Consider the following 26,130-nt stretch of genomic DNA (forward strand, 5'->3'; position numbering starts at 1 on the left):
ATTACTTTTTAAGGATAGAAACAATTTGCGCCAGCACTTTCTCTTCGCCAATACCGGTAATAATCGGCAAGCCGTTAACCACCGGGACGTCGAGTTCATAAGGCACTTTAGTCGTTGAAACTACCAGTGCTACACCGTCGGTATTTCCAGGTAAAGAGGCAACGTTGGTTTGGGAATAATTAACGTTAAGACCGTGCTCTTTGCAATATTCCATGACTTTTTCTGTTACCGCCGTGGATGTGGCAATACCCGTGGCGCAGACAAATAAAATGGTTTGACTCATATTTCACCTCGTTCTTTCATTTTGTTTAAGATTACTGTGTGTATTTCTGTTGTTTCCATCGTAAGCAGGGCGCACATAAAGGGCGTATCCTGAATCATCTCCATAATCCAGCCCAGGGCATTTAATTGTTTGTTGCTTTCGCTTAAGGCGAGCAAAAAAATCACTCTTACAGGTACGGGGTCAGGATCGCCGCCCATATCGGCAAACTCTACCGGCTCCGGCAAAATGCCGACGGCAATCGCATTGTGTCTGACATGTTTATGATCCGTGTGTGGAATGGCGACGCACGGTGGTTCGGTAGGCAGCCCCGTTGGGTACGTTGCCTCACGTTTCAGCACATGGTCGGCAAAATCAGGGACCACCAACTCGGCGGCAATCAACGGTTGCGCTAACTGACGGATGATCTCTTCAACGCTTAACCCTGCCGGGAGACGCTGAATAAAATTTTCCTGAAACTGTATTCCTTGCATTTCATTCCTCATTAAAAAGTATATTTAACTCACTTCCCGCCGTTGCAGTACGGTGCCAAGATAATATTTATTGCCTTTTAACCAGACGTTGCCAAACTCAACGGGCAGCTCGCGGGAGAAAAAGACTAACTGCTCCAGATGCAAAACGGGGGCATCTTCACTGATATCTAAAAAATGGCCGCGTTCATTACCAATTAATCGCGCGGCATAGCGGCTTTCCGAGTAGCGAATTTTTCTTTGCGACAAACTTTCAATGGTTGGAAATAAATTGTGTTGATTAAAATCGATTTCCGCGATCCCGGGGCATAGCTCAATATTGATACGGTTCTCGATCAGCATTGCTTTTTCATCACCAATTGAACGTAAACGCTCAAGGTAAAGAATATCCTGACCGGGCGTTATTCTTAATTTCTCTGCCACATAACGATTAGCCGGTTCAATCCGTGACGTAATAACTTCAGTGGTAAAATGTATTTTCTGGCTTTCCAGCGATTCCGCGAATGACAATAATCCTTCACCTAACGGATATGCCACGTTCTCTTTTTTAACAAATGTTCCCTTGCCCTGGACCTGAATCAATACGCCTTCTTTTACCAGTTGGGCGACCGCTTTTTTAACGGTTCCCCGACTCACTTCCAGCATATCCATAATCTGGTATTCCGAAGGAATGCGATCGTCTTCCACCAGATCCCCGGTATAAATACTTTCTCTTATCCACTCCACCACTTGTTGATAAAGCGGTATTTGGGACGACTTACTTAATGATTTCATGGCGCGCACCTGAACATTCACAGTTGTCTATGGACAATCATGGACAACTTCAAGCGTATAGTAGGTGAACAGGCGGAAAAGAGGATCGAAGCGTCTCACACTTTGGGGGACCAAATCGTGATCAAAAAAATGTGACGCAAGTCGATATTTGGCAGAAATTTACTGCGCCGTCAGGAAATAACGGCGCGTTGGTAGGAGTTAATCTTCCTTCGGCAGGCACTGCAAATGCCCGTGCCGTACGCCGCGTTGGGCGATAACGTCATCGGCAAAATGCTGCACGTCGCCCATGTCACCTTTCAGCACGGCAATTTCCAGACAGTCGTCGTGATTAATGTGCACATGCAGCGTGGCGACCGAGAGATCGTGGTGGTGATGCTGCGTGGAGACAATACGGCTGGCTAAGTCGCGTTTTTCGTGTTCATACACATACGACAGCACCGCGAAACCTTGTGTGCCGTGCTGCTGGGTAGCTTCCTGCGCCAGGGCGCTGCGCAGAATATCGCGGATAGCTTCGGAACGGTTGTTATAACCACGACGCTGGCTCAGGCTGTCCAGCGTCTCCAGTAAATCGTCATCAAGCGTGATGGTGACTCGTTGCATTTGCGTTAAACCTTTTCTGTGGCGCGACGGCGCACGGGGAATGCGGGTAATACCGCGTTTTGTAGCATACGTCCGGCGTCAGAGGAAAAGGTTAATTTATCTTCCACTACCTGGGTTTCGACGATTTGTCCGTTGTCCATCACCATCACCCGCTGACAGAAGCGTTCTACAAGACGTAAGTCGTGGGTGATGAACAGGCAGGCGGTGCCAAACTGTTGTTGCAGTTTTTTCAGCAGGCGAATGACGCCCGCCTGTAACACGAGATCAAGGTTAGAAACCGCTTCATCCAGAATCAGCAGTTTCGGTTCGACCGCCAGCGCGCGCGCCAGGCAGACGCGCTGGAGCTGGCCGCCGCTTAACTGCGGTGGGCGCTTGTCGAGCACGCTGTCGTCGAGGTCGACCGCCTTCAGCATTTCGCTGGCGCGCGCCAGTTGCTCCGATTTTTTCAGCGATAGCAGGTGGCGCATCGGTTCACGTAGGATCTCGCGCACGGTTTTGCGCGGGTTAACGGCGCTGATAGAGTCCTGAAATACCATTTGAATATCACGGCGGAACGCTTTACGTTGCGCGCGATTGAGCTTTGCCAACGGTTCGCCGCGCCAGCTAATATTTCCCTGTGAGGGCGACTCTAACCCTACCAGCAGCCGCGCGAGAGTGCTTTTCCCGCAGCCGCTACGCCCCAGCAGAGCGACGGTTTCACCGCTTTTCAGGGTCAGGGAAACGTTATTCAGCACTGCCTGATGCTGGTGCTTACCGCTGAATCCACCGTGCGCATAGTGATGGGAAAGGTCGCAGACGTTAAGTAAAGTCATGATGCCAGCTCCATACCGTAGAGGGCGAGATGAGCAGAAACCAGGCTGCGCGTCACCGCATGTTTGGGGGCGTTAAACAGCGTTTCTACATCGCCCTGTTCGACAATCTTACCGTGCGACATCACCGCCACGTCATCCGCCAGACGCGCCACAACGCCCATATCATGGGTGACCAGCAGCATTCCCGGTGCTTGTTTTTGCATAATGCTTTCCAGCAGATCGAGGATGCGCGCCTGTGCTACCACGTCGAGATCGGTGGTCGGTTCATCGGCGATGATAAACGGTGACTCACACAGCACCGCCATCGCAATCATCATGCGCTGCAACATACCGCCGCTCATCTCGAACGGGTACAGCTTCAATACGCGCGCGGCGTTTTCCAGCCCCACCGCTTCTATGGCAGCGGTAAGCGTAGCGTCATCGGCGGGTTTCCCCAGCGCCAGGCAGGTTTCCCGCGCGTGGGTCTGCATGGTGTGTAGCGGATTAAAGGCGCTGCGCGGGTTCTGCATGATGGTGGCAATTTTGATGCCGCGCAGGGCGCAGGGAGAAACCGGTTTGCCATCGGCTAAAATTTCCCCCGCCGTCTGGCGAACGCCTGCGGGCAGAATGCCCAGCGCCGCGGCGCAGGTTAATGATTTCCCGCTGCCGCTACCGCCGACTAACGCCAGCACACGCCCGCGTTGCAGGGTTAACGATACGCCGTGCACCAGCGGCTGCGCGGCCTGTAGCGCGATATCGCGCAGTTCAATCTGTTGCGGCATTAGTGTGCGTGCTCCGTCACCAGATGAGGGTCCAGATGATCGCGCAGTGCGTCACCCACCAGGTTAAAGGCCATCACGCTGATAAACAGCGCCAGCCCCGGCCAGAACATTTGCAGCGGCTGGGTCCAGATATACTGGCGCGCGTCGTTAATCATCACGCCCCATTCGGCGGTCGGCGCGGTCACGCCGAGGCCGAGGAAGGACATCCCCGCGACGTGCAGCATCATATGGCCGATATCCAGCGTTGCCAGCACCAGCAGCGAGGGGATCACCGCACCTGCCAGATGATCTACAAACACCCGCACATGGCCCGCACCAGAAAGCCGTGACGCCAGCACAAACTCGCGCTGGCGCAGTGAAATCACCAGGCTGCGCACCATGCGTGCATACCACGCCCAGTGCGACAGGGCGATGGCGATAATTACGTTGGTCAGCCCGGTGCCGAGCACGCCAACCATAAAGAACGACAGAATCGAAGTCGGGAAGGTCATAAACATATCGGCAACGCGCATGGTGGCCTGATCAACGCGCCCGCCAATCAGTCCGGCGCTGCCGCCAATAACCAGCCCTAATGTCAGTACCAGCAGCAGGCAGGCCATTACCGAACCGAGCGACACGCGGGTCGCTGCCATCAGCCGCGAGAAAATATCGCGCCCTAAATGATCGGTGCCCAGCCAGTGCTGCGCATCCGGTGAAAGCAGGCGCGAAGGCAAATCAATCGCCTGGGGGTCATACGGCAGCCACCACTGGCTGGTGAGCGCAATCAGCGCCAGCAGGGCGATAATGATCAGCGCCAGGCGAACCGACCAGCGGGAAGAGAGGAAAAAGTTCACGCGTGCGCTCCTTCATGACGACGAATGCGCGGGTCCAGCGCGGCGTTGAGCAAATCAACAATCAAATTACAGACCACAAAAACCACCACCATCATCAGCGTAAAGCACTGAATAACCGGATAGTCACGGTTAAAAATCGCCGACACCGCATAGCGCCCGACGCCCGGCCAGGCAAAGATGTTTTCGATAATCATCGTCCCGCCAATCAGTTCGCCGATGTGCATCCCCACGGCGGTGATCATCGGCAGCGAGGCATTGCGCAGGATGTGGCGACGTTCGGTCTGTTTGTCGTTCAGGCCGCGTAGCCGCGCCCAGGTGACGTGACGCTGACCGGCAACGTCCAGCATACTGGCGCGCAGCAGCCGCGCGTTAATCGCCAGCGACATAAAGGCGATGGAAACCGCAGGCAAAATGATGTGCTGCCAGCCGCCGTAGCCCATCGCAGGTAGCCATTGCAGATACACCGAAAACGCCATCACCAGTAAAAACGCCAGCCAGAAGTTGGGCATCGACACGCCGAGAAACGCGATAAAACGCACGGCGAAATCCGGCAGACGGTCGCGATGGCGCGCCGCCCAGATACCGAGTGGCACTGAGGTAAGCAGAATTAACACCAGCGCCGCGCCCGCCAGTTCCAGCGTGGCGGGCAGGAAGTTCAGCATATCGTCCAGCACCGGGCGTTGGCTGGCGAATGAGATACCAAAGTCAAGATGCAGTGCTTTCCACAACCAGGTGCCGTACTGGACGTACAGCGGCTGATCCAGCCCCAGCATGGTGCGGGTAGAGGCCAGCATCTCCGGTGTCGGCGGCAGGTTAGACAGACGCAGATAATCGAGCGCCGGGTCGCCGGTGCCGAGGCGCAGCATCAGAAAAATGATCACCGAGGCGGCGAGCACCATCGGGATCAGCAGCAGAAAGCGGCGTAATACGTAACGCAACATTAAGGTTTCACCGGTTTAATCTGTTCGAACGGAATTTCGGTGGCGATCGGCGCGTAGGGGATGTTACCCAGCTCCGGTTTTGATACCACCATCATTGAGATGTAACTGATCGGCAGATACACCGCCTCGTCATGCAAACGGGTCAGAATGTCGCGATACAGCGCCTGACGTTGCGTTTCGTCATGGGTCGCCAGCACTTCGCCGATCTCTTTATCAATCAGCGGTTTGTCGGCTAATCCTTGCTGTGCCTGGAAGTCAGCATGCGACGGTACGCGCATTGAACTCAGGAAGGCGTGTGGATCGTATGGCGCGCCCCAGGTGCGGTGGAAAATCATGCCAAAACGACCGTCGCGCTGACGAGCATAGATACTGCTCTCTTCTTCGCCAATCAGCGAGACATCTGCGCCAATCTGGCGCATATCAGCCTGAATGATTTCCGCCATCGATTTACTTAACGCATCGGTGCCGATGAACGAAAGTTCAATGCGCAGCGGCTGACCGTTTTTCTCGCGGATGTCTTTGCCCGCAGGTAGCGTCCAACCGGCTTTTTCCAGCAACGCTTTCGCTTTCTGCGGATCGTACTGGCGTGGTTTCAGGCCGAGATTAGCGTAAGGCACAGAAGGGGCAAACAGGGTGTCGGCAACCTGCTGGGTGCCATACAACGCGTTATCAATCAGCGATTTTTTGTTTACCGCGTAATTAAGAGCTTCACGTACTGCCAGCTCGTTGGTAGGGGCTTTGGCAGTATTGAGCGCCAGCATCACGGTTTCGATCGGCTGTGACAGTTGGGTGTGGTAAGCCGGATTCTGGCTAAAGCGGGCGAAGGTATCGAGCGGTAATAACCCTTCGTTTCCGTACAGCAGGTCGATATCGCCAGTTTCAAACGCTACCGCGCGGGTAGTCGGGTCCGGGATGACGTTAAAAGTGATCTTCTTAATCGCCGGCTTTTCGCCCCAGTAGTTTTCGTTACGGACGAAGACATCGTACTGATTCAGTTTCGATTCCTGCAAAACCCACGGCCCAGTGCCAATCGGCGCTTTAATCCCGTTCATGGTTTCATGGTTTTTAAACTGCGAGGGGGCGATAAAGCGGAAAGGGCGGGGCAGGGCCAGTTCTTGCAGGAAAGGATAGTAGGCGCTTTTCAGGGTGATTTGCAGCTCGTTTTTACTGAGTGCTTTGACATCAACAATCTGGTTTGCCAGCTCCAGCCAGGCGTGACGTTGACGGTTATCGAGCACTGCGCGGAAGTTTTCTGCCGCCGCCTCTGCATCAAACGGTTCGCCATTAGAGAATTTCACGCCATCACGCAGAGTGAAGGTCCAGGTTTTGCCATCTTCCGAATGGGTCCAGCTTGTTGCCAGCCACGGGATCACAGAACCGTCTGCCTGATATTTCACCAGCGGTTCATAAACCATGCTCTGGGCGAACATCTGGTTAGGCGTGTAAAGGTGTGGGTTTAGTGGCCCGACATTCACCGGCCAGGCGGTGGTGATTTCATCTGGCGCGGCGGCATGAACGATAAAAGACGCACAAGCCAGCAGCGCAAATAGAGTGCGGCGGAGTGTGGAGAGCATGGTAACCCCAATGGATTAAAATAGATGGCGGAAATAAGTATGACGATTTTAAGTATTCGTCATACTGATTACCTGTTCTGGATCAAGAGATAGGCAGTCGGACGGGCGGATCAGTTAACTGAATCGATCCATTGCACACTGTCGGCGGTGAGCGTAAAGGGGGTAGGGGTGCAGATTGCCAGACTTAAATTGTCGAGCTGGCAATGGCTGACTGACAGCGATGACTGATAGGTGCTGTCTACGCTGACGATTTGCCAGGCGCTGCCACCACGCTGTTTAACGATGGCTTCTTTGCGCGTCCAGATGCGCCAGAACATTTCCAGTTGCTGATCAGGATGCACGGCGTCCATCTCAGCATGTTCCCCGAGGCTGAACACCGCGTTCGCCAGCCAGCGCCAGTTGGCGCGCGGGCGAATCACTTCGATATCGCAGCCGACTTCGCCTTCATCGCTCAACAGCAGGGCGATATCGTCACCGCTATGGCTTAAGTTGAACCATAGCGGCGTTTCCGGCGCGAATGCAGGTTTGCCTTGTTCGCCATAGATGATCTCCGGTAGCGGGGAAAGCGTGTGCGAAAGCAATGCACGCCCCGCCAGCCAGCGTTCGCGTCGTGGACCTTGCGGTGCTTGATCGTGTAAAGCCGGTGGCAGTGGAGCTGCGCTTAAGGTCGAAACTTTCCCCAGAACTATCCGATACATATCAGGGCCAACGTTTAATGATGATGGATGTATTAATGCCGCCAAAGGCAAAGTTGTTACTCTGCAAAAACTCACAATCAACCTTGCGGGCTTCATGCATGATGTAATCCAGCGCGCCACAATTCGGGTCTGGTTTATTCAGGTTTAGCGTAGGAGCAAACCAGCCTTCGCGCATCATTTGCAGACTCATCCAGGCTTCGAGCGCGCCACAGGCACCAAGCGTATGACCAAAATAACTTTTCAGCGAGGAGAGCGGCACATTATCACCGTAAATGGTTGCTGTCGCCAGACTTTCTGCCACATCGCCGCGATCGGTCGCCGTACCATGCGCTGAAATATAGCCGATATCTTGTGCGCTTAACCCGGCGATTTTCAGCGATTGCTCCATACAATACTGCATGGTTTCGCGCTGCGGCTGGGTAATATGTGCCGCGTCGCAGTTAGTCGCAAAGCCGACGATTTCACCGTAAATGGTTGCGCCGCGCGCTTTGGCGTGCTCCAGTTCTTCGAGAATGAGCGTCCCTGCGCCTTCACCAATCACCAGCCCGTCGCGGTTTTCATCGAACGGTGAAGGTGTGGTTTTCGGCGCATCATTGTGCTGGCTGGTGGCGAAAAGCGTATCAAATACCGCTGCTTCTGAAGGACATAACTCTTCGGCACCACCTGCAACCATCACCGTTTGATAACCGTGGCGAATGGCTTCCCACGCATAACCGATCGCCTGGCTGCCGGAGGTACAAGCGCTGGAGGTTGGGATCACCCGCCCGCGCAGGCCGAAAAAGAGGCCAGTATTAACGGCTGTGGTGTGCGGCATCATCTGCACATAGGTGGTGCCAGTGATGTTATTGGTGTGCTTTTCCGTCAGCATGGTGGCGAACTCGCTTACCGGGCCGGTACTGCCGGTCGATGAACCGTACGCAATGCCCGTTTCGCCGCTGGTTAATATCGGATCGCCAATCAACCCTGCCTGCTCTAACGCCAGCTCGCTGGCGCGGGTCGACATTTGCGACACGCGGCCCATCGCACGGATACGCTTGCGGGTGTAGTGCTCCGGCAACGTGAAATCATCAACAGGCGCGCCAAGCAGCGTATGCAGGCCGTCGTAGACCTGCCACTCCGGCATTTTGCGCACCGCATTTTCATACGCCAGCAGACGCGCGGAAACGTCCTGCCAGTTTTCACCAAAGGCAGTCACGCCGCCCATTCCTGTAATCACTACGCGACGTGTCATAACATCCCTCCGTTGATGGAAATAACCTGGCGGGTGACGTAACCCGCAATATCAGACATTAAATAGCTGGCAAGCCCGGCAACTTCTTCCGCCTGGCCCATGCGTTTCATGGGGATCATCGACATTGCCTCTTTCAGGGCGCTCTCTTCCATTTCGATCATCCCGGTATCAATAAGCCCCGGCGCGATGCAGTTGACGGTGATTTTGCGCTTCGCGAGTTCGATAGCCAGCGCTTTTGTTGCGCCGATAATTCCGGCTTTGGCAGCGCTGTAATTCACCTGGCCGCGATTGCCCATTACGCCGGAAACCGAGGATAGCGTGATGATGCGCCCACCCTGGCGTGCGCCGATCATCGGCATAATGCACGGCTGAATGACGTTGTAGAAACTGTCGAGATTGGTGTGGATCACCGCATCCCAGTCGTCATCGCTTAAAGCCGGAAAAGCGGCATCGCGGGCGATCCCGGCGTTACTGACCACGCCGTACCAGGCACCGTGTTGCGCGATCTCATGCTCCAGCACTTCCCGACACTGTTCGCGGTTTGCGACGTCGAAACTGAGCAAACGCCCGTTACCCCCGTTGGCGACAATGGCATTCAGCGTTTCCTGAGCGCCTGTGGCGTCACGGTGATAGTGAACGCCAATGTTAAAGCCGTCTGCCGCCAGTTGGCAGGCGATGGCGCGACCAATGCCTTTGCTGGCACCAGTAACCAGAACTGAACGACTCATCAGGACGCTCCTTGTTGAAACAGGGTGGAAAGTTCTTCCGCGGTCGGCTGGAAGGTGTTAATGCGGCCCGTCGCCTCGCCATCGTTGATGCTGCACTCAAAACTGCCGAAGCGATCGTCTTGCATCAGCAGTTTGACGGTAATGGTCAGCGTCTGGCCTGCGGGCAGAATGCCAGCGGCGCAAAGCAATTCACGCGCGCCCAGTACCATCCCTAACTCAATACTGTTTTTGCCCTGCTGGTGGCGATGCCAGCCAGACCAGACGCCGACGGTTTGCGCCATCAGTTCAAGGGCAAACCAGCCAGGGAGATTGCCGTCCGGGTCGAGAAACGGTGCCAGTACGCCACTGGGCGAGACTGTTACGCGGCAGACCGCGCTGTCATCGCTGACGCTCACCACTTCTTCCAGCAGTAACATGGGCGCGTCGTGGGGCAGATAAGCGCCGGGTGATAAATAGTGGCTCACGAAACCCTCCCGAGCAGAATGCTGGCGTTATTGCCGCCAAAGGCGAAGGAATTGGACAGGATCACCGGACGTGCCAGCGGCTGCGGTTGTTCGATAATGCCACACGGTGGCAGCGTGGGATCGCGCGGCGACAGGCTGAAATCCTGAGCGGGCAGCGGTAAATCACGCTGTAAAATCAACATACTAATTGCCGCCTCGGTAATGCCCGCCGCGCCGAGCGTATGTCCGGTCAAATGTTTGGTGGAGCTGCACGGTACGCGTTCGCCAAACAGGGCGTTAACCACCATTGATTCAATCTGGTCGTTGAGTTGTGTGGCGGTGCCGTGCAGGTTGATATAGCCGACGTCATCTGGCGTAAGCTGCGCATCGGTCAGCGCCTGATTAATAGCGCGGATCGCCCCTTCGCCCTGCGGATGCGGGGCCGAAATATGGTAAGCGTCGCTTGATTCACCAACGCCCAGCAACGCGATGGGCTGCGGTTCGCGGGTTAATAACATCAGTCCCGCCCCTTCACCAATGGTGATACCTGCGCGGTCACGACCAAACGGCTGACATAAGGTTGGCGACAGTGATTCGAGGCTGTGAAAACCGTTAATCGGCATTCGGCTCAGGGTGTCTGCGCCACCCACAATGGCGGCATCGACCAGCCCCGCTTCGATAAGCCTGCGCCCGCTGATCATCGCTCTGGCGCTGGAAGAGCAAGCGGTTGAAAGGGTATAGGCAGGGCCGTCGAGCGCCAGCCAGTGGCTGAGAAAACGCGACGGATCGCCGAGTTCTTGTTGCGCGTAGTGCCATGTGGTGCTCGGCTGTCCGTTGGTGCGCAGCTTAACGTGCGTGTCGCCTTCATGCAGGCCGGAGGTGCTGGTGCCAAGCACAATCGCGATGCGCTCGCGGCCATATTTCGCAATAGCGTCATCAACCTGCGGCTGGATCTGCGCCAGCGCCGCCAGCAGGATCTGATTGTTGCGCGAGCGGTGCGCAGCGAATTTTTCCGGGATAAGCGGAAGCTCGCCATCCACGCCAGCCAAGACTGCCTGCGGATGCCCCTGCAACCAGCCTGCGCGCGGGCGCATTCCGGGAGCGACACCGCGAGTCAGGTTGGCTGCGATTTCGTCAAGGTTATTTCCCAGGGCGTTGATCATGCCGACGGCGGAAATATAAATCATATCAGTCACCTAAGTATTGAATGGTGATGTGGTATTTAAAGACATGCTGCTCAATGCTGATTGGCACGCGTTTGCCCTTGCGATTCAGATAGGTGATTTCCGTGACCAGTTTGCCGCTGGCGTTACGCAGTTCGCGTTTGTCACCGTTGTCGCGAAGTGTCCATCCTGCGGGAAGTTGCGGTTGCCAGGCGCTAATCGGCCAGTGGCTGAGCATCACATCAGCCAGCACCTGACTTGCAGGCGGCAACTGTGGGACGACAATGGATTGCTCGGCACGTAGCCCTTGCGCATCGTAGGTCACCAGAAACAGGCGAATGCCGACTGACGACAGCCCGGCAAGGGTGATTTTCTGGTCGTCGGCGTTAAGCATTACTAGCAGCGACTGGGTTTTGCCGTTGAAGCTTCCGGTCAATAGTTGTTGGGAATTGACGGCGGGTGAAATCCCCGGCGCAGGCAGCGTGATGCGCGTGCCAGGTTGCAGCCACGCCTGCGGGCGACCTTCCTGTTCCGGTTGCGAGTGGCTACAGCCGGTGAGGATAAGCGTAGCGGTCAGGGCGAACGCTCGCCAGAATGTGGGTTTGATCATTTTTTTGTTCTCTTTTTATCGGGCATCGCCAGCGGCGAAAGCAGGAAGGCGGTGAAAATACCGCTCACCAGCACAATGCCAAAACTGCTGATGGCCTGGGTGGCGCTGAATACCAGCATACCCAGCGTCAGCAAGGTGGTGAGCATTGCCAGCGTGATCGCCAGCAGCGAAGTTAACGGTGTACCGCGCGGATTACTGAAAAACAGCGTGTAGTTGATACCGATGCCAAGCACCAGCACCAGCGCCAGCAGCGAAAAGAGATTCACCGCCTGCCCGCTCATTGCCAGCACCGCCAGACCGCAGCCCAGCGAAAGCACCGAAGGTACAAGGCTGATAAGCCCTTTGCGCCAGCCGAGGCGGGCCACTGCGCCGCAGGCAATAACCGCCAGCGCCACCAGCAACAAACCGGTTAAGACGTAGCGGTAAAGTGCGAATAATTCATCAAAGGTGTTTTTGCGATCAACCCAGGCAATGCCACAAGGGTAATATGTGGAGATTTCCTGTAGCGCCGCGCTATTTTTAACCCCTTCAACTGGCACCAGCACGCCGCTTGCGCCGTTTTCCAGCGTCAGCCACAGCAGACGCCAGCCTTCACTGGCGGGGCTTGCCAGCCATTCATCAACGTTCACCGGCATGGCGTTGAGATCCGGATTCACTGCCGTCAGCCCGGCATTTTGCAGTGCTTTTGTTACCGTCGGGGCCGCCGTTTTCAGCAGGTGTAAATCTTCCTCCTGCCGCGCCAGGGAGTTCAGCGGAATGGTGCGGTAGTTGCTGATAAGGCCGTCTTTTTTCGCCTTCTCCAGCGAAGCGGTAAATTTCTCCAGCCGTCTTAATGTTTGCTGTGGGGAGTCGCCGTAAACCACAAACCATTTTTGATCGACGCTTTGTCCGGTCAGGGCGGTAATGGCTTTCTCCTGGGCCAGAATATGCTGCGGCAGCGCCTGTAACTGCGAGATATCGTCATCGACGCGCAGCATTGACATCCCTGCCAGCGAAAACAGCGCCAGCGCGACGGGCAGACCCCGCGACAGTTTTTTATTACGCCGCCACGCTGCCAGCCAGCGCAGCATCAGCGCCATCGCCGGAACCGGACGCACTGGCAGGCCACGGCACAGCCACGGATGCCAGAACAGGACGGTCAGACAAGAGGCGCTCAACCCGACGGCGGCAAAAATCGCCATCTGGCGAATGCCGGGGAAGGGGGCGAGCATCATAATCAGATATGCCGCCACGGTGGTGAGCAGCGCCAGAAGCAGGGCATTACGCACTTTCGCCAGGCTTTGCCACGGCGAAACGTCGTTGCCGTGCACCATCCGCTCGGTGAGGTAATAGAGCGTGTAGTCAGCGGAAATGCCGATAACGCTCATGCTCATCACCAGCGTCATCAGGTGTAATTCACCGAAAATCAACAAGGTGGCGACCGTTCCCGCCAGCGCGCCGATGCCGATGGAAATCACGCAAAGCAGCAACGGACGTAGAGAGCGGAACACCGCCACAATCAGCAATATCACCCCGAGCAGCGTTGCCACGCCCAGGGTGGAGATATCTTGCTTCGCCTGTTGGCTGGCGTAATCGCTGTAAAACACCGTGCCGCGCGAGAGCAGCTGCGCCTGCGGGTAACGTGTTTTCAGATCTTTTTCCAGCGTATTCAGGGTCGTGATGAGCTTGTGGGTTTGCTGCATATCAAACGACGATCCCGCCAGTTCTCCGTGCAGCAGATACCAGTAGTTGCCCTGGGGATCCTGCGTCACCAGCCAGCCGTCCATCAGCCGTAAACGCTGGCCGTTTTTCGCCATCGCCAGCTGCGAGCCGCGCATTAACATCAGCGGATCGTTTTGCAGCTCCTCGCCGCTTACCCCGGAGAACGCAGAATAAAGCTGGGAGAGGATCCACTGCGCCTGCGCTTCGCCGCCGTTTTGCAGGCGGACGCGAGTGTCGGGGTCAATCAGGCCGTTGCGGTGCTGCCAGAAAAACGCTCCCCACGCTTGCTGGCTGGCGGCATCCATTGGCCCTTTAACGTCGCCAAGCGCAGCGGATTTTTGCAGCAGCGTCAGCCACTCCTGAGCCACCCTGGGGTTAGCCTCTTTACCGGGGCTGACCAGCCACACCAGTTGGCGGTCCAGACGCTGCATAAAGCCGTCATTCAGCGCCGGAGGAATATCGCCCATCGCCTGTTTGGGTAACATTGCCAGCACGCTACTGTTCAGTCGTGATTGCGGCAACAGGATCAGCAACGCCGCCGCCATGACCAGGCAGACTAGCCCCCATAACAGCGCGGAGCGTTTACTGGGCGGCAAAACGTTGGCGTTCGTCATCGGTCAGTTGCGCTGGCGTCAGTTGATGTTGGGTAAGAGCAATATCGGTGCGATCGCCCTGTTTATCATTAAGCTGAATGCTCTCCAGATAGGTTTGCCCGGCGAGATCGATAGTGTTGAAAATTTTATCCAGCGGCGTGGTGGTTGGGGTCAGGCGCAGCGTCCAGCGGCCTTCGCCTTTGTCGGCAAATTCGACGCGGAAGTTTTGTTCCAGCACTTTGCGATCGGCCTGGAACAGCGCGCGCAGTAGATGGTTAAACTGGAACATCTGCGGGTTGTTTTCTGCCGTGATGATTTGCGGCGGCTGACCGTTGATCACCTGCACCATGCGTTTATCGTCGAGCAATAGCTGCATGGGGAACGGTGAGGTTTGATCCCACAACAGCCCCTGGTCGCGGGCGATCAACATCTGACCCTGAGATCGCAGCGGCTGCGGCAGATCTTTAATCGTCCGGGTTTGATCGAAATGGGCGCGGATCACCGGCTGTTCAGTAAAGCGTTGCTGAAGATCGTCCAGGGTCAGGGCGCTCACAAACGGGCTAATCAGCAGCGCCAGCAGCGGTAAAAATTTCATGGTTTGACTCCCATGCGTTCAAACAGAATATCGGGGCTGACAAAGCACAGTTCGCGGCTTTGCTCGTCGACCGCGACCTGGATGGTGTATCCGGTGGTGGCGCGTTTGCCCGTTTCGGCATCGAAAATCTGATAGCCAATCCGCAGGCGGTTTTCGAACTCTTCGATATGCGCACGCACGCGGATGCGCTGCTCGAAGGTGAGAGCGTGGCGATATTTCACCCGCGCATCGACCACTGGCCACAAATAACCGGACTCTTTCATCTGCCTATAGCCGTAATTGAACTGGTTGAGCAGCGCCTCGCGGGCCACTTCAAAGTAGCGAAAATAGTTACCGTGCCAGGCCACGCCCATCATATCGACGTCGTGAAAGGGAATGGTCAGCTCGACTTCAGCGGTAAATCGGGGATCGTTAAGCACCCTTTACTCCTTGTCCTGAATTTCCGGCAGTTGCCAGAAATCGAAAAAATTAAACCAGTCGAGGGGCGACTGGAGCGCGTAATGTTCCAGACGCGCGGCGTAGTGGTCGATAGCGTTTTGCAGCGCCTGTTGGCGTTCGCCACGCGGCAACAGCAGCGGGTCGGCAAAGGTTTCGCAGTGAATATACAGCTTGCCGTGCTGGCGCAGGGCGAAAATCAGATTCACCGGGCAGCGCAAAATGGACGCGAGAATAAACGGCCCCTGTGGGAAAGGTGCAGGCTGGCCCATAAACGGACTCCAGCAGACGCGCCAGTCGCCGCCGCGTTGCGGGTTGACGGCGATGCGGTCACCGACAATCGCCACCCATTCGCCGTTATCCAGCTTCTCTTTCAGCAGGATGGCGGTTTCCGGGCCGATATCTGTTACCGGGAGCAGGTTGATGCCAGCCTGCGGGGCCATCTCCTGCATTATCTGTTTAAAGCGTTGGGCGTTTTCGCTAAACACCAGCGCGTTAATGGTTTTGTAGCCCTGAATTTTCGCCAGTGCTCGGCACACTTCCACATCGCCAAGATGCGAGGCCAACAGCAATTTGCCGCGCGGATCGCGGACGTTAAGCGCCGCTTCTGCGCCTGGCGCAAACAGCACATCGCGCCCCAGTTGCAGCTCGCCGCGCCAGCTGGCGATTTTGTCGAGCATGGCGTTGCCGAAACGTAGAAAGTGCTGATAGCTGTTGAGTTTTGCTGCCTGTGGTTGATGCTGGCGCACACGGGCGAGCCAGTCTTGTGATGCTTTGCGCGCACGAGCAGCGGTGAGCCAGTAGACGCCCACCACCGGGTAAAGCAGCGCGCTAAACGCCGTTCTTCCCAGCAGACGCCAGACCAGCAGCATCAGGCGCATTCCCCATAACCCTTTCACCTCACTCTGCCGCGCCCAGTGGCTGGAAGAGCGGCGCATCAGCAGTGAAGGAATACGCGGCAACATGCCGAAAAACAGACGCGTGTGCATGAGCGAGATACGGACGTTATCTTTCAGGGCATCAAAATGCGAAAGCCCGTCCAGCGGATAGGTGACGCGGGTCGGCACGAAATAACTGGTATTTCCCTGCCAGTAGAGGCGCACCATCACTTCGGTGTCGAAATCCATCCGCTTGCCGATGGTGGCGTGTTTTGCCAGTTGCAGCGTTGGCGCAACCGGATAAACGCGAAAGCCGCACATGCTGTCTTTCAGTTGCAGGGAGAGCGTTTCGATCCATACCCAGACGTGGGTGACCCAGCGCCCGTACAGCCGTGAGCGGGGAATGGAGTCATCGTAAATCGGCTGGCCGGAGATCAGCGCCGCAGGGTGCTGTTCGGCAAGTGCCAGCAGTTTGGGGATATCTTCAATCGCGTGTTGACCGTCAGCATCCACCTGCACCGCATGGCTGAACCCCGCGTCTGCCGCCGCCTGTAAGCCGCGCATCACCGCCGCGCCTTTGCCTGCGTTTTCTGCCTGGCGAATTAAGGTCACGCCAGGCTGTTCGCTAACCAGCTTATCCAGTTGCTGTTGCGTGGCGGCATCGCTGCCGTCATCCACCACAATACAGGGCAGATTAAATGGCTTAAGACGCGCCAGCACGCCCGGCATCATTGCGCCGTGGTTGTAGCAGGGGATCAACACGCAGGGAGAAAAGTTTACCGACATAGGCGGATCTTCCCGCTACTGGCGGTGTGGCGGGCGTCACCGTCGTGACGCTGATAGCTAAAGCTCAGAATCTGGCGATCTTCCTGCCAGTTAAGCGTGAGCGTGACGCGGTTATCCGGCAGTAAAGGCGCCTGGAATTTTATGTTCTGAATGGAGTGAAAACGCCAGCCGGGCGCGAGCAGAGTGAGCGCGTAGCTCATCGCCCAGTCGATTTGCGCCACGCCAGGGAGTAATGGTTGCACGGCAAAATGACCGCGAAACCAGAACAGATCTGCCCTGAGATGCAAAACAATCTCAAGGTGATTCGCTTGTGCCTGATGGCGCTCGATTTCATGGGGCTTCATGAAATAACTCCTGTAATTGCGCATAGACACGCTTGTTCATACTGTTTACTGGCATTTCATCAATAACGCGCCAGTAACGCGGAATGGCAACTGGCTCCAGCGTCGGGCGCAGTAATCGCCGCCAGGTCATTTCCTGGCTATGCCCGCCGCCGTTCTGCCATTGCAGATGAGCTTCGTCATCCAGCACCAGCAAAACGCCAATGCACTGTCGCCCGCCGCGCGTAACGGGAACTGCCGCCACCTCGCGAATACCGTCCAGCGCCAGCAGACGCTGTTCCACTTCCTGCAGAGAAATACGTTTTTCTTCAATCTTAACGATGCGCCCACGACGCCCCATCAGATGGAACTGGCCGTCTTCGCTAAACTGTAAGGCATCGTCGAGCAACAGGCCGTTATCATCCGCCATCAGCGGTGAAAAGAGGCGAAAAACATCACCTTCGACCTGGAACTGCATACCTGGGAAAGGCAGCCAGCGGCGTTGCTCCTGTTCGCGGTAACGCCAGGCGATGACGCCGGTTTCCGTGCTGCCGTAGATTTCATCAGGCCAGACGCGCAGCCAGCTCGCGGTGTGTTGTACGTCCTGCCACGGTAGCTCACCGCCAGCAGACAGAAGCACCTGAACAGGCGGCGGGGATAGCTGAGCATCCAGACGCTTCAAAAATGCCGGGCTGCTGATGAAGATATAGCGATGATGGTGACTCAACGCGGCAAACTGTTCGACATACCAGAGCATGGCGGCGTGCAGCGGTAATCCCAGCGCCATTGGCAGGAAAATGCGAAAAGTCAGGCCGTACAAATGCTGCGGCAATACGGAACCGACGACACAACATCCGGCAAGACGTGCGCCTAATCGTTCAGCCAGCAGTTCTGCTTCACGGTCCAGCAAATGAACAGGTTTAATCACCCGCTTCGGCTGCCCCGTGGAACCAGAGGTAAATAGCTCGATATAAGCGTCTGGCGCTATAGCAGCAAAGGTGAACGATTGTGGCGCGACTTGTGGGGAACTTGCTACCAACAGCAATGAACCTTGCCAGTTAAGTTCGCTGTCGCTAAGCACACCATCGAACAGTTCACGTTGCTCATTAAGCTGGATGACGCGGTTATGCCCCGGAAGCACCGGCGTTTTTCCGGCGTGTAGCGTGGCGAGCAGGGCAACGATAAACAGATAGCTGTTCTCAAAGCATAGCGCCCAGCGTTTCCCGGGCTGTTGCTGTAAACGGCAGATAAGTTGCGCGACATCGTGACGCAAATCGCCCAGCGCCCAGGTGCTTTCGTCCAGCCACGCAATGGGCGTGTCATCAGGGCGTGGCGCAGTCAGCCAGCGTGCAAGCGGTAAGGTCTGCTTCATGAGCGATCTCTTTTCATCACCTGACGGCGCACCAGCCATTCACCAGCCATTAATGTTCCCATCCACAAATAAGCGATCATGCCGTTCCAGGCAGTCCATAACGACATATCGCCATGCAGCGCGGTAAAGAGGGCAATTCCGCCGTTGATGATGAAAAAGCCGCACCAGATTTGCGTGACGTGGCGGGTATAGCGCACGCCCTTTTCTGGAAGGTCTGGCTCCTGCAAACGCGCCAACCGCTCAACTATCGGCATTGCCGACCACAGCGAACTGCCAAAAACCGCCAGCATTACCGTATTAACCACTACCGGGTAAAACAGCAGTAGCTGGTGCGTTTTCAACGCAAAGCTGGCGACACACAAGGCGATGCCTACGACAGCGACGATTTGTGTGACGGCTTGTAGCGGCCCCGCCTGGCGACGGGTCTGGCGCAGGCGCAACAAAAGCAGCAGCGCCATCAGCGGCAACAGCCAATGCAGGCCGTTATGTGCCAAACCAAGCCAAATCACAAACGGCCAGGCGAGCAGCAATAATCCAGTCAGCAGCTTAATAATCGGTAGCGAGCGAATGCCCGACATCAGATCAGGCTTCTTGTAGCAGGCGTTCTACGGCCTCTACGACATCCTGGACTGTACGCACTGCTTTAAACTCTTCCGGCTTGATTTTCTTACCGGTTTTCTTTTGCAGGTGCACAATCATGTCAACGGCGTCGATGCTGTCCAGTTCCAGATCTTCGTACAGGCGCGCTTCAGGTTTGATGTCCTGCGGATCGATTTCAAACAGCTTGACCAGCAGGGCTGAGACTTCCTGATAGACGGTTTGTTGTTCTGTCATGATGGCTTTCCTCAGGCGCGTTGCGCAGCAATGAAAGAGGCCAGAGTGGCGACGGAGAAAAAGTGCTGACGCATCTCTTCACTTTCCGCGGAAAGTACAACGCCATATTCATTTTTCACTGCCAGCCCCAGTTCCAGGGCATCGATGGAATCCAGCCCTAAACCGTCGCCGAACAGCGGCGCATCGGTATCGATATCATCAGGAGTCAACTCGTCGAGATTGAGGGTGCTGATGATGAGATTTTTAATTTCCAGATAAAGCGCTTGCATTATTTATTCCTGAGAGAGGTAAACAACCTTGTTGTAATTGAAGCAAAAGATGCCGGTTTAACCGCCTTGCTGCCAGCGCCGGTTCTTGTGAAGTTGCATCGTAAAATTTATTGATTTCTACCCGCCCACGGACTTCAACCGTAAAAAACGGCCTGGCAGGCGGAACGTCATACCATTTACTTTGTTTATCCAGCAGATGCTCGCTACAGCCGATCGTCACGATGCGTAAATCGCTGGCACAGCGCACGGCAATATTCGCTGCCCCGCGCTGCAACGTCATTTTTTCACCAGGCTTCGTTCGCGTGCCTTCGGGGAAAATCAAGATAGTGTCGCCCTGTGCCAGTCGCTGTTGGCAACGGGGTAAGAGGGTTTCAGCTTCGCTATTGATTAAATAATCTGCCGCCCGCACGACGCCGCCAAGAAAAGGATTTTTTAACAGCGCGCTTTTCACCAGGCAGTCAGTTTCTGGCATGACTGACGCCAGCAGTACGTAATCGATCAGCGTGGGATGATTGGCTACGACGAGGCAACCGCGTTCCTGACGTAAAATTTCAGCCCCATCAATCCGATAATCCAGCACGCCAAGCCCTTTTGCGACTGTTAAAAACAGACGAAAACTGGCGGCAATGCTGCGGCGCGCCACACGACGGCGGCGGGAAGTATCCCACACCAAAACTAACAATACGTTAAACCACACCACAGAGAGCAGTAGTCCGCCGAGGCCAAACAGGGCAAAACACAACCCGGTCATAACCAGTCGCCATGCCCACTCCAGGCGCGACATCAGCTTACGCATCTGCGGCTCCAGCGCCATTGCACGCGCTCGCCAGGCAGTGAAAATTTATTAGCGTTTTGTAAATAGTGCTGTAAAAACAACATGCTTTGCGGCAGTGATGTTTCATTGCCCGCAATGGCTGGCTGTGTTTCACATTGCCAGTCATCGCCAGCTTCAATCACCAGCGCGACGGCGTACGGCCAGGTCGGCATTTCTGCTGGCAGTTGTGGGTGATAGAACTCAGGCAGAAAGCCATCAAAATCGACCATCAACACGCGCTGGTATCCCGCTTGTAACAGGCTAAGCACTTCACATAAACCTTGCTGGAAACTGTCGCGACCAGCCGAAAGCGATGACGAAACGATCGGTTGTTTGGCCGCAATGGTCAGGTTGCCCACGGAAGAGTTGTGTACGGAGAGCGCGAAGTCCGTCGGAGAGAGTGCTTGTTCGGTTGCCAGTGCATGAACAATGCGGTAATTGCGTTCCAGTTCGCCATGACGACTGGTATACAAAACGGCGTCTGGCTGATGGCGGCGTAGCATTGCCAGACCGCACTCCACGGCCAGTTTGCTGCCAGAACTGAGACGGCGGGCGGTCATCATTGGCAATTCGCATAATTTTGCCAACGGTGCAGCAGGGTCAACCGCCCACGGCTGGCGCGACCATGCTTGCCATTGCTGGGCTTCGCTGAGTCCAGGCGCCAGTGCCTTCCAGTCGGTAATATTTAATGTAAATTTCATCAACGCGCGCCCGCGGTAAACCAAAATTATTAAGTGACGATTATTTCTTTTGGCATATCAATAATGTATGCCCAACGCCTAAATTATCGTGGCGCTCTGCTACCTGAAATCCTGCTTTATTCAGATAGTCGTAAAATTTCTCTGCGCTATAGAAACGGCTGTTACCGTTTGCCATGCAGGTGAAATAAAGTGAGGAGGCATTCAGGCTAAACGATGCCGCTTCAAACCGCTGCGCATCCCAGAACAACTCCATAATGCAAAGTTTTGCCCCGGGCTTCATTACGCTGGCAACTTTGCTGAGTATGCTAATTATTTGTTCGGGTGAAAAACAGTCTAAAAATTGACTCATCCACCAGATATCAGCCTCGCCCGGTAACGGCGCATCGCTTAGCATATCCACAGCATGGAAATCTATACGATCAGAAAAGCCTGCATTCGCGATATTTTCTTTGGCGAGCACGATTTGTTGTGGCAGATCTAATAACGTAACGGTGATGTTTTCGTTGTATTTACAGCAGCGCAAAGCCCACTTACCGGTATTGCCGCCTACATCGTACAAGGTTGTGGGGTTGTTGGCGAATACATAAGGCAGTGCGGCGTTAAATGCGCCATCTGAATAGTAATGATCAAACGCGAACCAGCTTTCACGGGCGGCGTCAGGTAATTGTGAAAGTGCCGGATATATCGTCGGCCAGTCGCCAAATACTTTTAACCCGGAAGGTTTGCCTTCATTGAGTGAATCGGCGAGGAAGAATAGCCCCTGATAACAGACATCCTGGGTGAAATCCATATTCACGCGCGTCATGGTGTCATGCAGGAGGTAATGACCGATTTTCGCCAGGTAATAAATTCCCTCTTTGCAGGTAATAATTCGCCCGCTTAAGCCCATATCTAACAGAACGCTGGCAGCATATTCGTTGATATGACTATTTTCGGTGATATCAGACAGCGTTGCGCCATGTTTGCCTTGCCGATCCAGATAAGAAAGTACACCCGCATTACGCAGGCAGAGAGCTGTTTGAAAAAGCATGGGGGCAAAGGCAATGCGTTGAGCTTCGGTAATCGCATCCAGTGCGCTAAGAGAATCCTGTTCGTACATGTTGGGCACAACCTGTTAAGAGGGAATTAAATTATTATCGGACCGAAGCGGCCCGACTTTAGGGGAAATTACAAATCTGCGCCAGCCGACAAATTCAGTTGAATATCTTTGTCGAGATTGCGGACCCAGCGATTATAGTTTTTATGAATTTGTCCGCCTGATGCTTGCAGGTTCTGACTATTTTCATAATTGATATCGTAGCTGGATGCCGTGTAGTTAATGCGAATTTCTGCTGAATGATCGCGTGACTGTTGACGTGCTTTAATTACACCTTGTCCGGCTTCGGACATAATCCATTTGCGTTCAACGCCAGCTTTCAGAATCGCTTTTTTAACTTGATCCTGGGTATGACCGGCGCTGACGGTTGAGTGGACTTGATCAATTGGTGCAGTACGCGCACAACCCGCTAAAGCGCCGACAACAGCAATAGCAGCAAACCATTTCATGTAGTGTTTCATTAAAGCCCCATTAAAGTATTGTTTTTACGAGTAAAGCAGGATTTAACTGTAATTGCTGGTATCACTATTCTTTATTTAGCGAAAAATTTACTTATGAGATAAGTCAGTAAGTGCACATCAGAACAAATCATTTTGAGATGACTAAATTACTGCCAGCGGGGACCAACTATAAGTGAGTGAGAAAAATGAGGCAATAAAAATAACACAATATAATCAGTGCGTTCTCTGGGATGGGAATTTAATGATTATTTGGTGTTTATATATTTGACTTAAGGAGTGGTTTTTAGAAATTAATTTTCTGAATAATATTGCATCATTTTCTCGAATCAAATGGCCACCGTTAGATAAACGGTGGCCATTGTCTGATCAGGGTGCGCTATTACCCCGGTAACCGACTTTTCGGTCTGCCTGGCCCCAGTAAAATCGCAAGTTTGCTACCGCCTTTCGTGGTTTCCATCCAGATTTTACAGACGCTGGTTAATGGCACCGAAAGTAGCATCCCTACCGGACCGAGCAGCCATCCCCAAACCAACAACGAAAGAAATACCACCATGGTGGACATCCCCAGGCGATGGCCCATCATCCGTGGTTCTAAAATATTGCCGATGACCATATGGACAACTAAAAACAATGCGCCGACCAGAATACATTCGTAAACACCATTAAACAGCAGCACCTGAATCATTGGCGGTACGGCGGAAATTACCGCGCCGATATTGGGGACGTAGTTGAGTAAAAACGCCAGTACCGCCCACATCAGCGCAAACTGCACGCCCATCAGCGCCAGCCCCAGCCAGACGATAACGCCCGTCCATAAACTTAGCAGCGTTTTTAATGCCAGATAATGCGAAACGCCTTTTAATGCGCGGTGTAATCCGGCGATGTGAATCTGTGGGTTATTCAACGCAAAGCGCATTTTGTAAGGGACGTGGCGTACTTCAAACAGCATAAAAACAACGGTCATCACCAGCAGAAGTACGCTCGCCATTGCCCCGGAAAGCCCGGTCATTAAAGCGGTGGTGAAGGTAACCACTTTTTCTGAATCCATCCGCTGCAACATTCGTTCCGGCGACATATGCAAATTAAGAAAAGGCAGCATCTCCTGCAATTTAAAAAGCTTGCGCGTCAGCTCCTTATTAAATTTCGGCAGCATAGAGATGAATTCGTTAAACGATGCCGCCAGCACACCGACCAGCGCAGTAAGCGCAATCAACATCACTACGACCACAATCGTAATGGCAACGGGACGCTGAACTCCGCGACGAATAAACCAGGTCACCAGTGGATTGAGGACGATGGCGAAAAACAGCGCCAGTAACAATTGCACAATGATATCTGCCGCTGCGTGAATACCTGCGAGGATTACTACCAGTGAAGCCAGCTTGAGTAGAATGTGCATGCCCGTTTTATCGGGTTGAGATGTTTCCATTGGGGCTTCCTTATGACTTTTTGTATTAAGTGTAGCGGGAGTCACGCCAGCAATATTCTGATTCTTCTTGCTGATTTACACGCCACCACGTGGTAAAAATGAAACACTGTTGTAAAAATGTGGTGCTCCTCATGCCCGTACCTGTTGCCGAACCGGCGCTTAACGGAATGCGCCTGAATTTGCGCATTGTCTCCATTGTCATGTTTAACTTCGCCAGCTATCTGACCATTGGGTTACCGCTCGCCGTGCTACCGGGCTATGTCCATGATGTGATGGGCTTTAGCGCCTTCTGGGCGGGGTTGGTTATCAGTCTGCAATATTTCGCCACGTTGCTGAGTCGTCCTCATGCCGGGCGTTATGCTGATTTGCTGGGGCCAAAAAAGATTGTCGTCTTCGGTTTGTGCGGCTGCTTTTTGAGCGGGCTGGGTTATCTGGTGGCTGGGTTAACCGCCAGTCTGCCAATTATCAGTCTGTTATTACTTTGCCTGGGGCGCGTGATTCTTGGGATTGGGCAAAGTTTTGCCGGAACGGGGTCGACACTGTGGGGCGTTGGCGTGGTCGGTTCGCTGCATATCGGGCGAGTGATTTCGTGGAATGGTATTGTCACTTACGGGGCGATGGCGATGGGCGCGCCGTTAGGTGTGGTGTTTTATCACTGGGGCGGTTTGCAGGCGTTAGCATTAATCATTATGGGCGTGGCGCTGGTGGCTATTTTGTTGGCAATACCGCGTCCGACGGTGAAAGCCAGTAAAGGCAAACCTTTGCCGTTTCGCGCGGTGCTTGGGCGCGTCTGGCTGTACGGTATGGCGCTGGCGTTGGCTTCCGCCGGGTTTGGCGTTATCGCCACCTTTATCACACTGTTTTATGACGCTAAGGGCTGGGACGGTGCGGCCTTCGCGCTGACGTTGTTTAGCTGTGCGTTTGTTGGAACGCGATTGTTATTCCCTAACGGCATAAACCGCATTGGTGGCTTAAACGTGGCGATGCTCTGCTTTAGCGTTGAGATAATCGGCCTGCTGCTGGTTGGCGTGGCGACTATGCCGTGGATGGCGAAAATCGGCGTCTTACTGGCGGGGGTGGGCTTTTCGCTGGTGTTCCCGGCATTGGGCGTAGTGGCGGTCAAAGCGGTGCCGCAGCAGAATCAGGGGGCGGCGCTGGCAACCTACACCGTATTTATGGATTTATCGCTTGGCGTGACCGGACCACTGGCAGGGCTGGTGATGAGTTGGGCGGGCGTACCGGTGATTTATCTGGCGGCGGCGGGGCTGGTCGCAATCGCGTTATTGCTGACGTGGCGATTAAAAAAACGGCCTCCGGTGGAAGCACCTGAGGCCGTTTCGTCATCTTAAAACTTACTGAATAACCAGCGTGTTAATGATGTTTTCTGCGGTGGTCTGCGCTTTTTGCTGATCGTCAGCAGGCAGTGTGATTTGCATTGTCAGCAGTTGGTTGCCCACGTTACCCAGAATGACGGAAGAGTACGCCGTCTGGCCTTTAGCAGAGATAACGCTGTCTAACTGCTGCATTTTGTGACCTTTCAGCTCAATGGCTTTGTTGGTCACCACTTGCAGCTGTGGATCGCGGCTACGTTGCTGATCTTCCAGACGCTTCGCCAGCACAGCCAGGTCTTCTTTCGGATCATCGCCCATAATAACAATCACCGCTTTCTGCCCGGTGGCGTCGGACCAGACGTGCATGTTATTGGCCTGTGTTCCCAGCTTACCGCTCTGGTCGGTCATATCCGCTGGCAGCGAGAAGCTTAACTTGCCATCAAGCAGGTTGACGGGATTCGCGGTAGCGTTACTTTCCGCGACTGTACCTTCCGCTGTAGCGTTAGTGTCTTTATCATCACAGGCCGCAAGCCCCATAACCAGCAGGCCAATTCCGACATATTTAACCAGATTGCGCATTGACATCTTCCTTTCGAT

General features: G+C 54.6%; 31 protein-coding genes. 1 reads left to right on the forward strand and 30 read right to left on the reverse strand.

Annotated features, from left to right (window positions below; all coding sequences use genetic code 11):
• Nucleotide 1 precedes the first annotated feature (1 nt).
• The 29 genes from AACS80_RS17305 to AACS80_RS17445 form a co-directional block, all read right to left on the reverse strand.
• Nucleotides 2–283 (reverse strand): PTS sugar transporter subunit IIB, encoded by a 282-nt coding sequence (locus AACS80_RS17305; RefSeq protein WP_000084021.1) that lies wholly within the window; start codon nt 281–283, stop codon nt 2–4.
• Complete coding sequence (locus tag AACS80_RS17310) at nt 280–753, reverse strand: PTS sugar transporter subunit IIA (protein WP_135410739.1); 474 nt, start codon at nt 751–753, stop codon at nt 280–282. The genes AACS80_RS17305 and AACS80_RS17310 overlap by 4 nt, the downstream gene beginning before the upstream one ends.
• Before the next feature lie 24 nt (nt 754–777).
• Nucleotides 778–1,524: a GntR family transcriptional regulator gene (locus tag AACS80_RS17315; protein ID WP_015674765.1), complete on the reverse strand. Its 747-nt coding sequence runs from the start codon at nt 1,522–1,524 to the stop codon at nt 778–780.
• Nucleotides 1,525–1,722: 198 nt separating this feature from the next.
• Nucleotides 1,723–2,124, reverse strand: a complete 402-nt coding sequence (nikR, locus tag AACS80_RS17320; protein ID WP_001190062.1) for a nickel-responsive transcriptional regulator NikR — start codon at nt 2,122–2,124, stop codon at nt 1,723–1,725.
• Nucleotides 2,125–2,129: 5 nt separating this feature from the next.
• Nucleotides 2,130–2,936 carry a nickel import ATP-binding protein NikE gene (gene nikE, locus AACS80_RS17325; RefSeq protein WP_135410740.1) on the reverse strand — a complete coding sequence of 269 codons (807 nt, stop codon included), beginning with the start codon at nt 2,934–2,936 and terminating at the stop codon, nt 2,130–2,132.
• On the reverse strand, nt 2,933–3,697 hold the full coding sequence (gene nikD / locus AACS80_RS17330) for a nickel import ATP-binding protein NikD (protein WP_135410741.1): 765 nt from the start codon (nt 3,695–3,697) through the stop codon (nt 2,933–2,935). Before nikD ends, nikE begins: the two co-directional genes overlap by 4 nt.
• Complete coding sequence (nikC, locus tag AACS80_RS17335; protein WP_001008963.1) at nt 3,697–4,530, reverse strand: nickel ABC transporter permease subunit NikC; 834 nt, start codon at nt 4,528–4,530, stop codon at nt 3,697–3,699. The genes nikD and nikC overlap by 1 nt, the downstream gene beginning before the upstream one ends.
• Nucleotides 4,527–5,471: a nickel ABC transporter permease subunit NikB gene (gene nikB, locus AACS80_RS17340; protein WP_000947068.1), complete on the reverse strand. Its 945-nt coding sequence runs from the start codon at nt 5,469–5,471 to the stop codon at nt 4,527–4,529. The genes nikC and nikB overlap by 4 nt, the downstream gene beginning before the upstream one ends.
• On the reverse strand, nt 5,471–7,045 hold the full coding sequence (gene nikA, locus AACS80_RS17345; RefSeq protein WP_135410742.1) for a nickel ABC transporter substrate-binding protein: 1,575 nt from the start codon (nt 7,043–7,045) through the stop codon (nt 5,471–5,473). The genes nikB and nikA overlap by 1 nt, the downstream gene beginning before the upstream one ends.
• A 110-nt stretch (nt 7,046–7,155) precedes the next feature.
• Nucleotides 7,156–7,743, reverse strand: a complete 588-nt coding sequence (acpT, locus tag AACS80_RS17350; RefSeq protein ID WP_130209127.1) for a 4'-phosphopantetheinyl transferase AcpT — start codon at nt 7,741–7,743, stop codon at nt 7,156–7,158.
• Nucleotide 7,744: 1 nt separating this feature from the next.
• Nucleotides 7,745–8,974, reverse strand: a complete 1,230-nt coding sequence (locus AACS80_RS17355; protein ID WP_135410743.1) for a beta-ketoacyl-ACP synthase — start codon at nt 8,972–8,974, stop codon at nt 7,745–7,747.
• On the reverse strand, nt 8,971–9,702 hold the full coding sequence (locus tag AACS80_RS17360) for a 3-ketoacyl-ACP reductase FabG2 (protein ID WP_000091664.1): 732 nt from the start codon (nt 9,700–9,702) through the stop codon (nt 8,971–8,973). The genes AACS80_RS17355 and AACS80_RS17360 overlap by 4 nt, the downstream gene beginning before the upstream one ends.
• On the reverse strand, nt 9,702–10,166 hold the full coding sequence (locus AACS80_RS17365) for an ApeP family dehydratase (protein ID WP_135410744.1): 465 nt from the start codon (nt 10,164–10,166) through the stop codon (nt 9,702–9,704). Before AACS80_RS17365 ends, AACS80_RS17360 begins: the two co-directional genes overlap by 1 nt.
• Nucleotides 10,163–11,332: a beta-ketoacyl-[acyl-carrier-protein] synthase family protein gene (locus tag AACS80_RS17370; protein ID WP_135410745.1), complete on the reverse strand. Its 1,170-nt coding sequence runs from the start codon at nt 11,330–11,332 to the stop codon at nt 10,163–10,165. Before AACS80_RS17370 ends, AACS80_RS17365 begins: the two co-directional genes overlap by 4 nt.
• Before the next feature lies 1 nt (nt 11,333).
• Nucleotides 11,334–11,918 (reverse strand): DUF3261 domain-containing protein, encoded by a 585-nt coding sequence (locus AACS80_RS17375; protein WP_000595148.1) that lies wholly within the window; start codon nt 11,916–11,918, stop codon nt 11,334–11,336.
• On the reverse strand, nt 11,915–14,233 hold the full coding sequence (locus AACS80_RS17380; protein ID WP_135410746.1) for an MMPL family transporter: 2,319 nt from the start codon (nt 14,231–14,233) through the stop codon (nt 11,915–11,917). Before AACS80_RS17380 ends, AACS80_RS17375 begins: the two co-directional genes overlap by 4 nt.
• Complete coding sequence (locus tag AACS80_RS17385) at nt 14,202–14,807, reverse strand: LolA family protein (protein WP_000670564.1); 606 nt, start codon at nt 14,805–14,807, stop codon at nt 14,202–14,204. Before AACS80_RS17385 ends, AACS80_RS17380 begins: the two co-directional genes overlap by 32 nt.
• The gene (locus AACS80_RS17390) at nt 14,804–15,226 is read right to left on the reverse strand and encodes an acyl-CoA thioesterase (RefSeq protein ID WP_000930891.1); all 423 of its coding nucleotides are present in this window, start codon (nt 15,224–15,226) and stop codon (nt 14,804–14,806) included. Before AACS80_RS17390 ends, AACS80_RS17385 begins: the two co-directional genes overlap by 4 nt.
• Before the next feature lie 3 nt (nt 15,227–15,229).
• On the reverse strand, nt 15,230–16,906 hold the full coding sequence (locus tag AACS80_RS17395) for a glycosyltransferase family 2 protein (protein ID WP_135410747.1): 1,677 nt from the start codon (nt 16,904–16,906) through the stop codon (nt 15,230–15,232).
• A complete protein-coding gene (locus tag AACS80_RS17400) occupies nt 16,897–17,250 on the reverse strand; it encodes an ApeI family dehydratase (RefSeq protein WP_085454416.1) in 354 nt (117 codons plus the stop codon). The genes AACS80_RS17395 and AACS80_RS17400 overlap by 10 nt, the downstream gene beginning before the upstream one ends.
• Nucleotides 17,237–18,598, reverse strand: coding sequence for an AMP-binding protein (locus AACS80_RS17405; RefSeq protein ID WP_135410748.1), 1,362 nt, complete (start codon nt 18,596–18,598; stop codon nt 17,237–17,239). The genes AACS80_RS17400 and AACS80_RS17405 overlap by 14 nt, the downstream gene beginning before the upstream one ends.
• Nucleotides 18,595–19,176, reverse strand: a complete 582-nt coding sequence (locus AACS80_RS17410; protein ID WP_135410749.1) for a hypothetical protein — start codon at nt 19,174–19,176, stop codon at nt 18,595–18,597. Before AACS80_RS17410 ends, AACS80_RS17405 begins: the two co-directional genes overlap by 4 nt.
• A gap of 4 nt (nt 19,177–19,180) precedes the next feature.
• On the reverse strand, nt 19,181–19,432 hold the full coding sequence (locus tag AACS80_RS17415) for an acyl carrier protein (protein ID WP_000139646.1): 252 nt from the start codon (nt 19,430–19,432) through the stop codon (nt 19,181–19,183).
• Nucleotides 19,433–19,443: 11 nt separating this feature from the next.
• Nucleotides 19,444–19,701, reverse strand: coding sequence for a phosphopantetheine-binding protein (locus tag AACS80_RS17420; RefSeq protein WP_047643688.1), 258 nt, complete (start codon nt 19,699–19,701; stop codon nt 19,444–19,446).
• Nucleotides 19,676–20,497: a lysophospholipid acyltransferase family protein gene (locus AACS80_RS17425; RefSeq protein WP_131161867.1), complete on the reverse strand. Its 822-nt coding sequence runs from the start codon at nt 20,495–20,497 to the stop codon at nt 19,676–19,678. Before AACS80_RS17425 ends, AACS80_RS17420 begins: the two co-directional genes overlap by 26 nt.
• Entirely contained in the window at nt 20,485–21,216 is a 732-nt protein-coding gene (locus tag AACS80_RS17430; protein ID WP_135410750.1) for a beta-ketoacyl synthase chain length factor, read from the reverse strand. The genes AACS80_RS17425 and AACS80_RS17430 overlap by 13 nt, the downstream gene beginning before the upstream one ends.
• A 40-nt stretch (nt 21,217–21,256) precedes the next feature.
• Entirely contained in the window at nt 21,257–22,315 is a 1,059-nt protein-coding gene (locus AACS80_RS17435; RefSeq protein ID WP_135410751.1) for a methyltransferase, read from the reverse strand.
• A gap of 68 nt (nt 22,316–22,383) precedes the next feature.
• Complete coding sequence (locus AACS80_RS17440; RefSeq protein WP_130209208.1) at nt 22,384–22,761, reverse strand: hypothetical protein; 378 nt, start codon at nt 22,759–22,761, stop codon at nt 22,384–22,386.
• A 391-nt stretch (nt 22,762–23,152) separates the two neighbouring features.
• Nucleotides 23,153–24,202, reverse strand: coding sequence for an AI-2E family transporter (locus tag AACS80_RS17445; protein ID WP_130209100.1), 1,050 nt, complete (start codon nt 24,200–24,202; stop codon nt 23,153–23,155).
• Between the two features lie 98 nt (nt 24,203–24,300).
• Between AACS80_RS17445 and AACS80_RS17450 the strand changes: the two genes are divergently transcribed.
• Complete coding sequence (locus tag AACS80_RS17450) at nt 24,301–25,551, forward strand: MFS transporter (RefSeq protein ID WP_138183891.1); 1,251 nt, start codon at nt 24,301–24,303, stop codon at nt 25,549–25,551.
• A gap of 3 nt (nt 25,552–25,554) precedes the next feature.
• Here the strand turns inward: AACS80_RS17450 and dcrB are convergent, their stop codons facing one another.
• Complete coding sequence (gene dcrB, locus AACS80_RS17455) at nt 25,555–26,112, reverse strand: phage sensitivity protein DcrB (RefSeq protein ID WP_130209096.1); 558 nt, start codon at nt 26,110–26,112, stop codon at nt 25,555–25,557.
• Nucleotides 26,113–26,130: the final 18 nt, after the last annotated feature.

Source organism: Escherichia sp. E4385 (assembly GCF_963883145.1).
GTDB lineage: Bacteria > Pseudomonadota > Gammaproteobacteria > Enterobacterales > Enterobacteriaceae > Escherichia.